The organism is Pseudoduganella ginsengisoli, from assembly GCF_009720865.1.
Taxonomy (GTDB): domain Bacteria; phylum Pseudomonadota; class Gammaproteobacteria; order Burkholderiales; family Burkholderiaceae_D; genus Rugamonas; species Rugamonas ginsengisoli.
The window spans coordinates 41820-56446 of the sequence record NZ_WNLA01000010.1 but is presented as its reverse complement, the minus strand read 5'-3'; the positions used below and the strand labels follow the sequence as shown (position 1 = coordinate 56446).

The window sequence follows — 14627 nt, the reverse complement described above, 5'->3', positions numbered from 1 at the left end:
TGCTATCAGCCGCCGCAGCACTGCGCCAGCATGCGCAGGCAGCATTCAATGCTGCCGCAGCAATCCATGGTCGAGGCCATGGCGGCGGAAGCGGCGGCCAGCAAAGCTGCCGCGGCGGAGCATTTGATCAACGTGTTTTTCATGATGTGTCCTTACGAAGTGATTGAAATGGGTTAAGTGGGAAAACCATTCCATTCAGTCAGGCGGACACCAGATTTCCTGCACGGGCGCTGGCGATGGCGTGTCGATCATCCCCTGCGGCGCCGGCTGCTTCACAACGGGCAGCACCGGCAACGGCGGAGCTGTCAATAATGGCGGCTGCTGCGCCAGGCAGCCCATCGCCGCACACTGCGCCACCGTGCAATCGTCCATCCCGCCGCCGCAGCACGTGTGCACGGACGCCGCCGCGCCTGCCACGGAGTGCAGCACGAAGACAGCGATCAGCAGGAAGCATTTGAACAGGCGCATACGGTTTATTTTACGCCTTTCAGCCAGCGCTGGTATTGGCCATAGTGATGAATGACAAATCCGCCAAATGCACTATTGTCTTCAAAACTGCGCTTTGCCAGCGCCAGTTCACGCTCCATATCCGCTTCGCGCAGATGTTCAAATGACACTTTTTTCAAGTCGTTGGGCAATGTTTCCACGCCCAGCCACACGGTGCGGCCGATGGCTTTCGCATACGCGATTTCATCGGCGCCGTGGCTGACGATGCCGTCCGGACCCAGTGCATGGTCACGGTAATCCATCAGCGCCACGTAATCGTAGATATCCTGCACATGTTCGCTGGCGGGCTTGCGCTTGCCCTGCCACTCCAGCGGGATGCCATCGAGCCAGAACGGTATCGCGGGACCGACGCTCATCGCCTGGCCTGACTGGCGCTTGGCCGCCATGATGTCGCGGCTCAGGTCCAGGAACCCCGTCAGCAGCGCCTGCCGCTGGCTGCCCCACTGCGGCAGGACATGCGGTTCGATATCGAGGTTGACGCCATCAAAGCGTTCTTCCTGCGCGGCCCGCGCGTTGTAATCGAAGATCCGCTGCACCATGGCCAGCGCTTCTTTGCGGTGCGATGGCAGCACGTAGCGCTCCGTATGCAGGTAGGCGGAGCCCAGCAGCGCGTACGTATAGATATCGGCTTTGCGGAAACGCTTGATCAGGCGCCGGTATAACTGCGGCTGTTCCACGATCAGGTTGCGGCCCTGGTAAGCATCGGCATACAGATAAACGACCTGGATGCCTTTCGCATGCAGGAAGGCGATGGCGGCATCGGCCTCCGCTTCGCTTTGCAGCATGGCGTACGACTCCGGTTCCCAGGTCCAGATGGCGCGCTCCAGCACCGGCGCACAGGCGCGCACCGGTCCCGCCAGCGCCAGCAAGGCCAACAGCCAAATGGCAGCCAGCGCCCTCACAGCTGCACCGGCACGTGATATTGCCCTGTGCCGGCCGGCTTGCCCGTGTCCGGATGCGACGGAATCACGGAGACAAAGTACTGGCCAGGCGCCAATGCTGACGTCTTGATCTGCAGCGTGACCGGCAATTCCTGGGCCCCGGCTAGCGTCGTAGCCTTGCCATACGCTTCGCCCAGTTCGCGGCCCTGTGCGTCCGTCAGTACCAGCAGCGGCACAAAAACCACCGAACGGGCCGACGCATGGTTGGCAAAGCGCGCATCCACTTGCAGCATGGCGCCGTCGCGGCGCGTATGCGTATTGTCGACCACCACGCCGCCCAGGCCCGACGCCACGGCCGCCGTTTGCAGCGAACGTCCTTCAGCGCGGAACGCCAGCTGTGGTGGGAGCGATTCCGGCGGCGCCAGTTTGCCGCTCGTGGCCATTGCGTCGTTATTGGCGATGAATGCATCGAATTGTGCGCGCACCTGTGTTTTCGCTTGCGCATCGTCGACAGGGGCGATGCGCATATTGTCGGCCAGCGTGTACAGCTGGTCCTGGCCCAGGTACAGCGGGCCGGACACATAATCGCTCAACTCAGTCTTGGTCTGCTTCAGCGGCAGCGCATGCAGGTTGCGGAACGCCGTATCCATATCGAGGCCCGTGCCCAGCCACGTGACGGCAGCCGGCGTCTTGATGCCGTAGTTGTGCGACAAGAACGCCAGCAGCGATGGCGCCAAATCAAATTGCGACGACACCGCCTTGATGGCGCGCGGCGCTTTCAGCATCGGCGACCAGATCAGCAGTGGCACGTGATAGCGCTCGATACGCGTTTCCATCGGGATTTCCGGCAAGCGGTGATCACCTGTCACGATGTAAATCGTATGCGCGTGGCCGGGCAAGGCCGCTGCTTGCTCGAAGTAGTGGCGCAATGCGTCATCCGTGTACAGGATGCTGGCATAGATATCGCGCTGCGTGCGGTACGGGCCGCGCCTGTCTTCGGCAATGTTTAATTGCGCGAGGCGTTGCTCCACTCTCTTGCGGTAGTCATCCTGCCCCGGGAACACAAATGGCGTATGCATGCTGTTGGTCTGCACGATGGCGGCAAACGGCTGCTGCTTTTCGTCCCGCTGTTCCTCCCGCTGTTCCTCTTTCTCGCGCGCCAGCGTAAAGTCGACCAGCGCGCGGTCCGCATAACCCCAGTCATTGCTGCGCTGGTAGCCAGCGCCATAATCCTTTTCGCTCAGCAGCTTGCCGACACCGGCGCTGCGCAGGTATTGCCCTTCATTGTCGAATTCCAGGTTCGAGCCCGTATAAAACCGCGTTTGATATCCCTGCGCTTTCAATATGCCGGGCAGCGCCGCGTGCGGCGGTATCGCGGGCAAGGCGGAAAAACCATTGGGGCCAAACGGCGCCGAGCCGAGGATGGAAGGCAGCACGGCAAACGTGCGGCCTTGCGTTGACAAGAAGTTTTCCCAGTACAGGCTGCGCTGCGCCAGTTCATCAAGAAAGGGCGTGAAGCTGCCCAGGCGTGCATTGGGGCCGGAAAAACTGCGGCCCAATCCTTCGACGATGATGATGACGAGATTGGGCTTGCTGCCTGCGGCGGCTGTGAAATAAGGGCCCAGCGTATCGGGCGTGCGTTCGCTGTGCAGGAATGGATAACCGGCGCGCAGCGCGGGATCGGCGGCCTGCTGCTGCGCGGTGTCCTGCGCGGCGGCAGGCTTGGCCGGCGCTTCGTGGGTACGCCAGTGGTGGAGGTTATCGTCGAAGAACCACGCGGTTTTGTTGGCAGCCAGCGCCGCCGCACCAGAGGAAGCAGGAAAGACGCCGTCGAGCCGCGTCGGCACCAGCAATACACTGGCGGCAGCAATGGCGGCAAACGCCAGCCCGGCGCGCGCAGGCCATCGCGGCTTGCCGCTGCGCGCATGCCACAACAGCCATCCCCACAGCACCGCGTGGGCGGCAGCCAGCGCCGCCAGCAGCGGTGTACGCAATGCAGGACCGCCAGCCGCCGTGGTGCGGACTTCTTGCCAGGAATACGCAAACAAGTCCGCGCCCAGCGGCACACCGGCCGATGCGTGATAGTGGATCAGCGCGGCATGGCCCCACAGCAGCACGGTCCAGCCGACGCCAAGGCCGATAATGTGCACCTTGCGCGACGCCTGCCGCAGAAAGGGCCACGCCAGTAGCAACAGCGGCAAGCCATAGCGCAGCAGCGCGCTCACGTCATACGCCATGGCGGAAGCCAGTACGCTCCACGACGCCCCGGCCTGCACACCCTGCGCCACTTCCGCCACACGCAGGCACGCCATCGCCAGCACAAGGCCGGGCAAGTAGCCCAGGAAAGATGCCGCGGCCGCGCCAAATCCCTGCGGCGGCGCAGCGTCCTGCACTGGCCCGGCTGCGGCTACCATCGCCGGTACAGGGCAGCCGAAACGCCCTGCTCTTTACCGCCGCCGGATTCCTTCGAATAACTGGCGCCCAGCTTGAAGCCCCAGCGCGGCGTTACGTAATGCACCCAGTTCACACTGGCTGCGCCGGAATGCGTGCGTCCGCCTACCAGCGACAGCGTATCGTCGCTGCGCCCCCGGCTGCGCGCCAATTCCACGTAACTGTCGCCATCGCCCCGGTAGTAATAGCGGCCCAGCAAACGGTCGCCCGTGCCGTGCGACGTGTCCGTCAGCACGGCCGTATGCCGCAGCAGCAGATAATAATTGCCGACATATTTGGCTATGCCCAGGCCATAAATATCCACGTGCGACGCAAACAGCATGGTGTCATTGCTGGCCGACACTTCCCAGCCATTGCCCACGCTTTGCCACACTTCGGCGCGCCACGAACGGTGCGGGAACAGCCGCTGTTGCGGCGCCTGCTGGTAGCGCACGTTGGCATACGCGCCGTTCCACAAATTCACGTAGCCGTCCAGCGCCCACGCCATGTCATGGTCATCGAAACGGTGCGCGCGCAAGGTTTCAAACGCCAGCGAACCGCGTTCCCAATAGCGGCGCACGGCCAAAGTCTGGTCCGCCCAGCGCTGGCTGCGCGGATCGACTTTGGTGATGCTGCCGGACAGGCTGGCTTGCCAGTCAAAGCCCGCCGGCGCAACCGCGCCCGGCGCCGCCAGCGCCAGCGCTGCCGGCTGCATAGCCGCGCGCACGGCGGCAATTGCCTGCTGGTCGCCCTTCAATTCAGCAGCCTTGTCGAGGTCGGCCCGCGCGGGCCCCGGCTGGCTGGCATCGCGGTAAGCCCTGGCGCGCGCGACGTACAGCGCCGCGTCATCCGGCTTCATGGCAATCAGCCGGTCATACACGGCAATGGCTTTCGCGGGCCGGTCCGTCCATATATACACGTCGGCCAGCGAAGCCCACACATCCGCATAGGCAGGTGCCGCAGCGGTCGCAGCCAGGAAATCTTTCTCAGCCTCATCCCATTGCTTCATGCGGCTGTATGCGAGGCCGCGGCCATACAGCACGTCCACATTGTTGGGCGATGCCGCCAGCAGCGTCGTATAGATGGCCGCCGCCATGCCAGGCTGGCCATTATTGGCAGCCTGGCGCGCCTGTTCGAATTGCTGTTCGTAATTGACAGCAGGCGGTGCCTGCTCCACGGGCGCATAGAGGGGCGCATAGAGGACTGGGAGCATAGCGTCTCTCAGGGAAGTCGGTAGGGAAATTGCTTGTTGTAGACAAACGGTAATGTAAGCGTAGCGGAGCGTCAAGGCGCGCACGGTTGCGAAGCGGGCAAATCCGTGGAATCCCTGCAAGTCAACCTATCAGCCCTGATAGTTACGCCCGCCTGCCCTCCTCCTTAACATGGCCACCACGCCATCGCGGCGCATTCCATTTTTCAATGCTAAGGAAAACATCATGAAACACGTACTGAAGTCAGCGCTGGCGGGGGCGCTGCTGGCGTCGGCGGGGGCGTCGGCCACAACCTTGCAAGTGAAAATCGACGGCGTAGCCAGCGGCAAAGGCAAGCTGCGCGTGGCCGTGTGCGATGAAAGCACGTTCCTGAAAAAATGCACGCTGGGCGCCGCCACTGCGGCGCATGCGGGCAGCGCCAGGGTCGACGTGCCAAACGTGCCGGCCGGCGCCTGGGCCGTCATGGCTTACCACGATGAAAACGATAATGAAAAGATGGACCGTAACGCCATGGGCATTCCCAGCGAAGGCTATGGCTTCTCGAACGGCGCCACCGCGAAATATGGGCCGCCGCCATTCAGGCAGGCGGCCGTGACGGTCGGCAATGGCGCCGCCGTGCCCGTGCAAATCAACCTGCAATACTGAGAGAGCGCCATGGCTGCCCTCCACGTTCAAGACTTGTCCAAGCGCTACACGCGCGGTGCGGAAGCGTTTACCGCGCTGGACAAGGTCTCCTTCACAATCCAGCCCGGTGAACTGGTCGCGCTGACCGGCCCGTCCGGCAGCGGCAAGAGCACGCTGCTCAACATTATTGCCGGCTATGACCAGGCCGATGACGGCAGCGTCGTGGTCAACGGTTTTGACGTCACCCGCGCCAAGCCGGCTGACATGGATGTGCTGCGCACCCGCACGGTCGGTTTCATCTTCCAGCAATTCCACCTCGTGCCGGGCCTGAACGCGCTGGAAAACGTCGAACTGTCGCTGTTGAACGCGGGCCTGTCGAAAGCGGAGCGCCGCGCGCGCGCCGCCGAAGCGCTGCGCCGCATGGGACTGGCCGAGCATTCGGCGCGCCGTCCGGCCCTGCTGTCCGGCGGCCAGCAGCAGCGCGTTGCCGTGGCGCGCGCACTGGCCGCCAAGCCCAGCGTGGTGCTGGCCGACGAGCCCACTGCGGCGCTGGACCGCGCCAATGCGGAAAGCCTGATGGACCAGCTGGCAGCGCTGGCGCGCGAAAACGGCATGGCCGCGCTGGTATCCACCCACGACCAGCGCTGCCTGGACCGGGTGGACCGCGTCATCCGCCTTGAAAATGGAGCCTTGTCATGATGTGGCTATCGCTTGCCTTGCGCAATATCGTCGCTAACCGGCGGCGTTCGATGCTGGCGCTGGCCGCGATTGCAGCGGCGGCAGTGGCCATGATGCTGTTTGCCGACTATGTCAACGCGATCCGCGTCGGCCTGCGCCACACCACCATCCACGATGGCCTGGGCCACATGCGCGCCGCCGCCCGCGGCGGCTTCGACGCCTATGAAGAAAAGCAGCTGCAGCACGGCATGACGCCGGCCCAGTATGCGGCGCTGGAAAAAGCCGCCGGCTCCGAACCGGCCGTGCGCCGCATCGTGCCGGGCCTGTCGTTCCAGGGCCTGGTGTCGAACGGGCCGCGCACGCTGTCCTTCAGCGGCAGCGGCGTCGATCCCGTGCTGGAAAGCGCCGCCTTCAGCGCCAGCCATGACATCGTCAAGGGCGCGCCATTGAATGCATCCGCACCGGACGATGGCGTGGTGCTGGGCACGGAACTGGCGCACCGCCTCGGCGTCGAGCCGGGCCAGACCGTCACACTGCTGACGTCCACCGTCAGCGGCGCCATCAACGCGTCCGACGTGCAAGTGGTGGGGCTGGAAAGCACCGGTTCGCCCGAGCGCGACCTGCACCTGCTGCGCGCCAGGCTGCCGCTGGTGCAAAGCTTGCTGGCCACCGACCGCGTATCGTCCGTCGCGCTGCTGCTGGACGACGACGCCGACGTGGACGCCGTGCAGCGCCGCCTGGCCGCCGCCCTGCCGCAGCTGGAATTGCGCAACTGGCTGCAGCTGGCGCCGTATTACACGCAGGTGCTGGGCTTGTACGAAAACCTGTTCCGCATTTTCGGCCTGTTCATCCTCGTGGTCAGCCTGCTGGGCCTGACGACCATCATCCTGACCAGCGTGCTGGAACGCTCGCGTGAAATCGGCGTCATGCGCGCCCTCGGCATCAGCGCCTGGCATGTGCGCCGCGCGTTTGTGCTGGAAGGGCTGGTGCTGTGCGTGATCGGCGTCGCCGCCGGCATGCTGGTGGCGGCCGGTCTCGGCGAAGGCATCAATGCGCTGCGCATCACGATGCCGCCGCCGCCGGGCCAGACCGAAGGCTACCCGCTGCGCGTGCTGTGGGACTGGCAGGCAACGGCAGGCATTGCAACGGTGGTGCTGCTGCTGGGGATCGCGGCAGCCTGGATGGCCAGTGGCCGTGTCACGCGGCTGAAAGTAATCGACGCTTTGGGAGCACTGTGATGAATACGAAAACCTTGAAACTGTCCGCTGTGCTGGCGTTGGCGCTGGCCGGCTGGTGCGGCGCCGCTGCTGCCGCAGGTACGGCCGACCCGGCCGCCATGGTGGCCAAACTTGATGCGCTGCGCCGCCCCAGCGCGGCCAACCTGAAGATGGGCTTTACGCTGACCACGACGGAAAACGATGCGCAGGATACGTACCGCTACACGGGCTTGATCCGCCGCGACGCGGGCACGCTGGTACTGGCCGAAGATGGCGACCAGCGCGGCCAGAAATACTTGTACACGCCGGGCGGCTATTGGCTGTACGCTCCACGCACGCGCCGCCCGATGCGCCTGACGCCGCTGCAAACCTTGCGCGGCCAGGCCAGCATCGGCGACATTTCGCGCCTGAACCTGGCCGACGATTACAGCGCCGCCTTTGCCGCCCAGGGCGAAGCCAAGGTGGACGACCAGGAATGCTATGTATTGACGTTGACAGCCAAGTCGCCGGAAGCGTCGTACGCCAGCATCACGCTGTACGTGGCCAAGGCTGACCAGGCGCCCGTGCAGGCCGACCTGCTGGCGGCTACTGGCCGCAAGCTGAAGACCTTGAAATTCGGCGGCCTGAAAAAAGTCGGCGGCCAGAACTTGCTGACCACGCTGACATACATCGACGCCGTCAATCCAAACAAGCGCACGGTGCAGCAAATCCATGCGGTGGAAGCATCCAGCACACCGGCCGCCATGTTCCAGCCGCAAGCGCTGGCCCTGGAGAACTGATTCGGTGCGCTCCGCTGTCCCTTCCCTGCTGTGCGCGGCATTGGCCGCGCCGGCGCTGGCCCATGACGCGGGCGTGCACGGCTACGCGCTGGCCGGTCTGGCGCAAACGCAGTCGCGCAGCACGGCTGCCAATCCGGGCAACCTGTTCGATATGAGCGGCGGCAGCGGCGAGCTGGCGCTGGGGCTGGAAGGCGGCGCGTCCGGCGTGCGCTGGCGTGCGCGCCTCACGCTGGACGGCGAACGCGGCAAGGACTGGCCGTCGGAACGCAAGCTGCAGCTGCAGGAATTGCACTATGGCTGGCGCTGGGGAGAACAGTGGCACGTAGCCGCCGGCCAGCAATTGCTGACGTGGGATAGCGGCCTGTCGTTCCAGCCGCTGGGGTTCTTTAAATCGTCGCAAACGGATTTGCGCGACGTGTTCGATACGGAAGGCCGCAGCCAGGGTTTGCCGATGATCGTGGCAACCCGGCTGGGCGACACCGTCACAATGGACATCGTGGCCAGCACCAACAATCCTGGCAACGACCGGGCCGAGCGCAGCAACGCGCGCCAGCTGGCGGTGCGCTGGTCAGGCGAACCCACGCCTGGACTGAACACGGCGCTGATGCTGCGCAAGCGCGCCGGTGCGCGCATTGGCGCCGGCGTGTCGGCGTCATACGGCGTGGATGAAGTGACGCTGCGGGCCGACGCGTATTACGGTCCGGCGGAAGCGCGCTGGTTCCCCACCGGCCTGTTGTCCGATCCGGCGCGGCTGTATTTGCCGCCGCTGCCGTTCCGCTACGAACCGGGCCGCGATTACAAGCTGCGCGCCGTCGCGGGCGCCACGTGGACACCTCAGCGGGGACTGGCGCTGTATGGCGAGTGGGTGCACCACGGGGACGGCATCGCCGCGACGGAATGGCGCCGCTACAAGCAGCAGCTGGTGCAGCACACGGCGGCGCTGGGCGGTCCTTATCATGGAGCCGCCATCGGCAACCTGGGCACGGACGCGTCGCTGCTGGGCAGCGCGCCGGCCGGTGTGCGGCGCGATTACCTTTATCTGCGTGCGGAACTCGGCCAGGGCGACGCCACGTGGTGCCTGTCCACCTTTGCCGGACTGGCTGACGGCAGCGCCATGACGACGCTGTCAAAGAGCTGGCAATTGCGCAGCCGCCTGGCCTTGAAGGCGGACGTGAATGTCTTCACCGGCAAGTCCGGCAGTGAATTCGGCATGACGCCTTACCGCTACCAGGGCCACCTGGTGCTGCTGCATACGTTTTAGCGGCAGTACGGTCATGGAGCTGGCGAACTGGCAGGATGCGGCTTGAGAAAATTCTTAGCCGGGCAGGGAAATCAGGCCGAGGCGGATGGCCTTCACCACCACATCATTGCGCCGGCTGACGCCGAATTTCGTGCGCAAGTTACTGATGTGGAAGTTGACGCCTGCTTCGGAAATACTGAGGATGCGGCCGATTTCCCATGCAGTCTTGCCAGCGCACATCCACTGCAGGCAATCCTGTTCACGCGCCGTCAAAACGGGAATGTCTTCCGTTGGCGCCACTGATGCGTGCACATACTGGTGCAGCGAATCAGACGCCACGTCACGCAACAGCGACAGGCCGCCCAGGCTTTGGCTCAAGTCTTTCAGGAAAGCCGGTCCCGGCGCTTCATCGCGCACGCACGTCAGCATGCCGATTTCACCGCCCACGCCGCGTATCGGCAAGGTCACGCCAACCTTCAGGCCGAACGATGCGGCTTCTTCGTACAGCGCCTGCTGTTCCGGCGTTTTGAACGATTGCGGCATCCACACAAATGGCGAACTGGCTTTGAAGCAGTATTCCACCGTCGGGTCGGCAGTGCGCAAGTTGTTGCGGTCGTAATGCTCGCGCCACTGGTCCGGGTAATTGCTGCGCAAGTAGACGTCGGCAATATTAGTTTTGGGTTGCGGAATGACGGCAAACAGTACCTTGTCAAAGCCCAGGCCCTGGGCTGCCGATTCCAGCCGCGTCACCGTTTCCGGTTCATCGCGGGCGTTCATCAGCGCGTCATAGGTGGTAAAAAAATCCGGCACAATACCAGCGCCGGCGCCAACCTCATCCATTAATTCGGTCCTTTGTCAGCCTTGCCAGGCTTTAGCAAGATGTATTGAAAATATCGTAACACAAACTTTTAGTGATTTTGCTTTTTGGCATTTATCTTGCAATTAGAGAGATTGCTCAAATTGAAACAATTGAATAGTTTTCAAGTTCGCCGCGGTGTGTACAGTGCGTGTCTTTTTGACTAACCACTCAGGAGAAACCCCATGCACCGCATGAAGCTGTTCTTGCCCGTCCTTTGCGCTCTCACCCTATCAGCATGCGGAGGCGGCAGTGATAGCCCCAGCGTCCCGGTCGTGAAAACCTTGCAGGCTGGCCAGTCGCTGACGATGAGCGCGGGCCAAAGCGTCAACGTGCCAGCGGGCACCACGGTCAATTCCGGTACCAACACTGTCAATATCATGGGCCACAATAGCACCGTGAATACATCCGCCGGCGCCATCGTGACGGTGTCGGCCGGGGCAGCCGGGCCGGCGGATAATGTGGTGATCGCTAAATAAAACAGGTACTCGATATGATCAAGGTTGAACGTGTTCCAGTTGTGGAACTCGGCCAGGTGGCAGGCTTATACCAGGCGGCGGGATATGGCGGCGGCGTTGCCGAAGCCGATGTGACGCTGGCTGCCTGGCATGGTGGCCACATGATAGGCGTGGTCCGCCTGTGCGAAGAAGGCGGCGTGACGGTACTGCGGGGTATGCAAGTGTTGCCGGAGTTTCAGCGGCAGGGCGTTGGGCGGATGCTGCTGGAACATTGCGTTCCCTATCTCGACCGGGATGTGGCGTATTGCCTGCCTTACACCCATCTGGTGCAGTTCTATGGCCAGGCAGGTTTTGCGACTGCGGCGCCGGAAGAGTTGCCGCCATTCCTGGCCAAGCGGCTGGTGGGGTATGCGGTCTCGGGGCATAAGGTGCTGGCGATGCGGCGCTCGGGCTCCGGCGCAGGTGGCATCGCGCCCCGATAGGCGTCGTTGGTCAGAACAGCTCATCCAACAGCAGATGGAACCGCAGCTTGTCCCAGTCGGGATCGGACAAGCCGTATTGCGCCAGAAAGCGCTCCTGAAGGGGGCGCCCGAACTCCGCCAGGCAATTCCAAACGATGGCGATATCCTGGTAGCGATCAGCAATGCCCAGCCGTCCCGCATCAATACAGCCCACGACCTCCTGATCGCAGATAAACAGGTTATCGAGCGAATAGTCGCCGTGCGTAACGACTGGATCTGGCGCCATCGGCATCAAGTCTTGCATCGCGTCCCACACCTGTTCGGCACTCCAGCCTTCCCGCTCGTCATCGAAATCGTCTTCGTCGACCAGACCGGCATCGATGCGTGCCCGTGCATGGGCCAGCCGGTAGGTGTGATCGCTGGTGAACGGACAGGCGCTGAGCGGGATCGCATGCAGGCGGCGCAGGAACCTGGCCAGCGCGTCGACGATAGCGCCCTGCTGCCCGGGATGCGCCTCCATCACCTCATACGCCGATTGCCCGGGCAGTGCCGTCATCAAGAGCCAGGCTTCGTCAGGCGTACGGGCAAAATGCGCAACAGCCGGCACAGGAACGTGCGTGGCCAGCCAGCGCAGCCGGATCATTTCATCGGTGATGTCATCGGCAACAGCGTGCTTGCCATGCTTTACGAACAGATCAGGCGCATCGGCTTTACTGTGCAGCCGGTAAACGGCGCCGCCGGATTCACCGGCGGTCTGAGGGGTCCAGGTATAGCCGCCGAGGTCGGCAGAGAGACCTGCTGGGGCTGGGACGGGAGGATGGGGGTGTTGTTGGTCCATGCGTGGTTGGGGGCGAGAAGCGGTCGGGGTAGGATATGGATGCTGATATTGTTACGGTGCCTTGGTTGTACAAGGGTGCTTGGGTAACAAAAAGACCAGTGGATTTGCCCGGCTTTACCAGCCGGACGAACGTATCAGTCAGTGCCATATCCGCCTCCGCTGGCGGAATCTTGTTTTACGTCGCGAGGCAGATACCGCCACAGGTACCGGCACTTCTATGCGCCTTCATGTACGCAGTGGGGCCATCGGAGACAACAAAAAACCCGCGCTCCCTATAAGAGAGGCGGGTTTTCGATACTGCCTGATACAACTTGCGGCTGCCGGTTTCGAACTGGCCACCTGATGATTACAAATCATCAAAAGAAGCCATTCATTAGCATTCATCCGCATTCCCCAATGCCACAACGCCATTTAAAATCAATAACTTATGAAAATATGATGTTGATTTGCGTTAGTTTGTGTCGATGTTTATACTCCCAATCGGGTTACATAGAGGTTACATGGGAGACTGACGATGGCGCGGATAGCGTTCACTGCTGGAAGAATTGATGCTCACAAGTGTGAGCCGGACAAAGCGCAGGAGTTCATCTGGGATACCGAAGCGCCAGGGCTTGGCCTGCGGGCAACGCGACCGGAAGCGGGCAAAGCATTGCCGCCCACATCCTTCATTTTTCAGGCCAAGCTGGGCGGTAAGACCATTCGCGTGACAATTGGCGACCGCAAGGCATGGAGTATTGATGCCGCACGCGCGGAAGCACGCCGCTTAAAGGTGATGATTGACGGTGGCCAAGATCCTCGCCAAGTCAGAGCTGATGCGCTGGCAGCAGAGCAGGCCCGCCGTGAGGCCAAGATTGCGGAACAGACCGCCGCCGCTGCGGCAGCTTTGCGCGATTCGATAACGTTGGGCGATGCTTGGCCTGTCTACGTGGCCGAACGCACGCCACACTGGGGCGACCATCAAATCTCCGCACACAGAAAAATTATCCAGGCTGGTGGCGAAAGACGAAAGCGTAGCCCAAAGCTGACCAAGGCAGGGCCGCTATCGATGCTGGCCGGAGAGCGCCTAGTGGATTTGACAGATGCGAGGATCGAGGCTTGGGCCAAGATAGAGGCGGCAGTACGCCCATCCAGCGCGCGGCTGGCGATGCGACTGCTCAAAGCCTTTCTGAATTGGTGTGCCGGACACCCCGTGTATGCCGCTATCGTCAAAGTGAATGCTGCAAAGAGCAGCCGTGCGCGTGAAATTCTGGGCAAATCCAAGGTGAAGCACGACCTGCTCCAGCGCGAACAACTAGCGGCGTGGTTTGGTGAAGTTCGCAAGATAGGCAACCCGGTCATCGCTGCATACCTGCAAACACTGTTGATGATTGGCGCTCGCCGCGAGGAGGTGGCAGGGTTGCGCTGGGTCGATGTCGATTTCCAATGGGGCAGCATGAAGCTGGGCGACAAAGTGGAAGACTTCCGCATGGTGCCGCTCACGCCATACGTCGCGCACCTGCTGGCTGCGCTGCCACGCCGTAATGAGTGGGTTTTCAGCAGCCCCACCGCCGAATCCGGCAAGCTGACAGAGCCGCGCATCGCCCATAACGAGGCGGTCGCCGCCGCCGGGCTGCCACATCTGACATTGCATGGCCTGCGCCGCAGCTTCGCAACACTGAGCGAATGGGTGGAGATGCCTGCAGGCATCGCGGCCCAGATTCAAGGCCACGCGCCGCAGGGCGTACGCGAACAGAACTACATTCGCCGTCCGCTGGATCTGCTGCGGAAATGGCACGTTAAAATCGAAGAGTGGATGCTTGAGCAAGCCGGTATAAATTTCATGCCAGCGGCGCACGGGCTGCGTGTAGTAACTGCAAGCTGATAATTCAAAACATATGGTGCAATTACTTCTATATTCAAAGCGGAGCGAGGATGAAGATTAATGAGTTAAAGCTAGGTCTTGTGATGGGAGAAGCGAGAGAACGCCATAAACGCCAAGCCGAAGTGGAAGCCTTACTGTGGGCGCAAATCGAAAGTACTAAAAAAGCCAACCAACAGGCGAAAAACGTGAATACTGCAGTAACAGGCCCCGACGAGCCAGGACTATCAAAGATGGAGCGGAAGATTCGTTTAATCGAGGCTGCGGCAAAAAAACGTAAATACGATGTGATGTGTATTCCTACCGGTGGAAAAAAAGCCCTTGCTGCGGATTGTGCTGCGCCGAAAGGGTCACCGCTTGCCACAGAAAGTCAGTTCGAGGGTGCATGGCGGGAGGCATTAGCTCAGAAGCGGGTGCGGACAAGACGCCACGACGACTACGGTAATCACTAGGTAAGTTGCCTGAGTTTCCCCAAATCAGTAGGGGAAAAATACCCGTGTTTCACCACTAGAATCCCGAGTCCGGCATAAGTTCTAATGGAATCCCTTTCAACAACGACACGGATTCCAATATGCCAGCCGCAACAAAT

General features: G+C 62.1%; 16 protein-coding genes. 9 read left to right on the top strand and 7 right to left on the bottom strand.

The features are described from left to right. Positions 1–5: 5 nt before the first annotated feature. The 5 genes from GM668_RS15635 to GM668_RS15615 are packed head-to-tail and all read right to left on the bottom strand — an operon-like array spanning position 6 to position 5031. Complete coding sequence (locus GM668_RS15635) at positions 6–143, bottom strand: hypothetical protein (protein ID WP_155439897.1); 138 nt, start codon at positions 141–143, stop codon at positions 6–8. A gap of 52 nt (positions 144–195) precedes the next feature. Next, positions 196–468 carry a hypothetical protein gene (locus GM668_RS15630; RefSeq protein ID WP_155439896.1) on the bottom strand — a complete coding sequence of 91 codons (273 nt, stop codon included), beginning with the start codon at positions 466–468 and terminating at the stop codon, positions 196–198. A 5-nt stretch (positions 469–473) separates the two neighbouring features. Next, the gene (locus tag GM668_RS15625) at positions 474–1409 is read right to left on the bottom strand and encodes a hypothetical protein (RefSeq protein ID WP_170305660.1); all 936 of its coding nucleotides are present in this window, start codon (positions 1407–1409) and stop codon (positions 474–476) included. Then, positions 1406–3802, bottom strand: a complete 2397-nt coding sequence (locus GM668_RS15620; RefSeq protein WP_155439895.1) for an LTA synthase family protein — start codon at positions 3800–3802, stop codon at positions 1406–1408. Before GM668_RS15620 ends, GM668_RS15625 begins: the two co-directional genes overlap by 4 nt. Continuing rightward, on the bottom strand, positions 3796–5031 hold the full coding sequence (locus GM668_RS15615; protein WP_155439894.1) for a YaiO family outer membrane beta-barrel protein: 1236 nt from the start codon (positions 5029–5031) through the stop codon (positions 3796–3798). The genes GM668_RS15620 and GM668_RS15615 overlap by 7 nt, the downstream gene beginning before the upstream one ends. A 223-nt stretch (positions 5032–5254) precedes the next feature. Between GM668_RS15615 and GM668_RS15610 the strand changes: the two genes are divergently transcribed. The 5 genes from GM668_RS15610 to GM668_RS15590 are packed head-to-tail and all read left to right on the top strand — an operon-like array spanning position 5255 to position 9588. Further along, on the top strand, positions 5255–5674 hold the full coding sequence (locus GM668_RS15610) for a DUF2141 domain-containing protein (protein ID WP_170305659.1): 420 nt from the start codon (positions 5255–5257) through the stop codon (positions 5672–5674). A gap of 9 nt (positions 5675–5683) precedes the next feature. Further along, positions 5684–6352, top strand: coding sequence for an ABC transporter ATP-binding protein (locus GM668_RS15605; protein WP_155439892.1), 669 nt, complete (start codon positions 5684–5686; stop codon positions 6350–6352). Then, positions 6349–7569 (top strand): ABC transporter permease, encoded by a 1221-nt coding sequence (locus GM668_RS15600; RefSeq protein WP_155439891.1) that lies wholly within the window; start codon positions 6349–6351, stop codon positions 7567–7569. The genes GM668_RS15605 and GM668_RS15600 overlap by 4 nt, the downstream gene beginning before the upstream one ends. Continuing rightward, positions 7569–8327, top strand: a complete 759-nt coding sequence (locus tag GM668_RS15595) for an outer membrane lipoprotein-sorting protein (RefSeq protein WP_155439890.1) — start codon at positions 7569–7571, stop codon at positions 8325–8327. Before GM668_RS15600 ends, GM668_RS15595 begins: the two co-directional genes overlap by 1 nt. A 4-nt stretch (positions 8328–8331) precedes the next feature. After that, a complete protein-coding gene (locus GM668_RS15590) occupies positions 8332–9588 on the top strand; it encodes a hypothetical protein (RefSeq protein ID WP_155439889.1) in 1257 nt (418 codons plus the stop codon). A 54-nt stretch (positions 9589–9642) separates the two neighbouring features. Here GM668_RS15590 and GM668_RS15585 read toward each other — a convergent pair whose 3' ends face one another. Beyond that, complete coding sequence (locus tag GM668_RS15585) at positions 9643–10407, bottom strand: helix-turn-helix transcriptional regulator (RefSeq protein ID WP_155439888.1); 765 nt, start codon at positions 10405–10407, stop codon at positions 9643–9645. Positions 10408–10698: 291 nt separating this feature from the next. Between GM668_RS15585 and GM668_RS15580 the strand changes: the two genes are divergently transcribed. Together GM668_RS15580 and GM668_RS15575 are read left to right on the top strand one after the other, a co-directional pair. Further along, positions 10699–10902: a hypothetical protein gene (locus GM668_RS15580; protein ID WP_170305658.1), complete on the top strand. Its 204-nt coding sequence runs from the start codon at positions 10699–10701 to the stop codon at positions 10900–10902. A gap of 14 nt (positions 10903–10916) precedes the next feature. Then, on the top strand, positions 10917–11363 hold the full coding sequence (locus tag GM668_RS15575) for a GNAT family N-acetyltransferase (RefSeq protein ID WP_155439886.1): 447 nt from the start codon (positions 10917–10919) through the stop codon (positions 11361–11363). Between the two features lie 10 nt (positions 11364–11373). Here GM668_RS15575 and GM668_RS15570 read toward each other — a convergent pair whose 3' ends face one another. After that, positions 11374–12180 (bottom strand): APH(3')-I family aminoglycoside O-phosphotransferase, encoded by an 807-nt coding sequence (locus tag GM668_RS15570; protein ID WP_155439885.1) that lies wholly within the window; start codon positions 12178–12180, stop codon positions 11374–11376. Positions 12181–12694: 514 nt separating this feature from the next. Here GM668_RS15570 and GM668_RS15565 point away from each other — a divergent pair. Together GM668_RS15565 and GM668_RS15560 are read left to right on the top strand one after the other, a co-directional pair. Next, positions 12695–14041, top strand: a complete 1347-nt coding sequence (locus GM668_RS15565) for a tyrosine-type recombinase/integrase (RefSeq protein WP_155439884.1) — start codon at positions 12695–12697, stop codon at positions 14039–14041. Between the two features lie 50 nt (positions 14042–14091). Further along, positions 14092–14490, top strand: a complete 399-nt coding sequence (locus tag GM668_RS15560) for a hypothetical protein (RefSeq protein WP_155439883.1) — start codon at positions 14092–14094, stop codon at positions 14488–14490. Positions 14491–14627 lie beyond the last annotated feature (137 nt).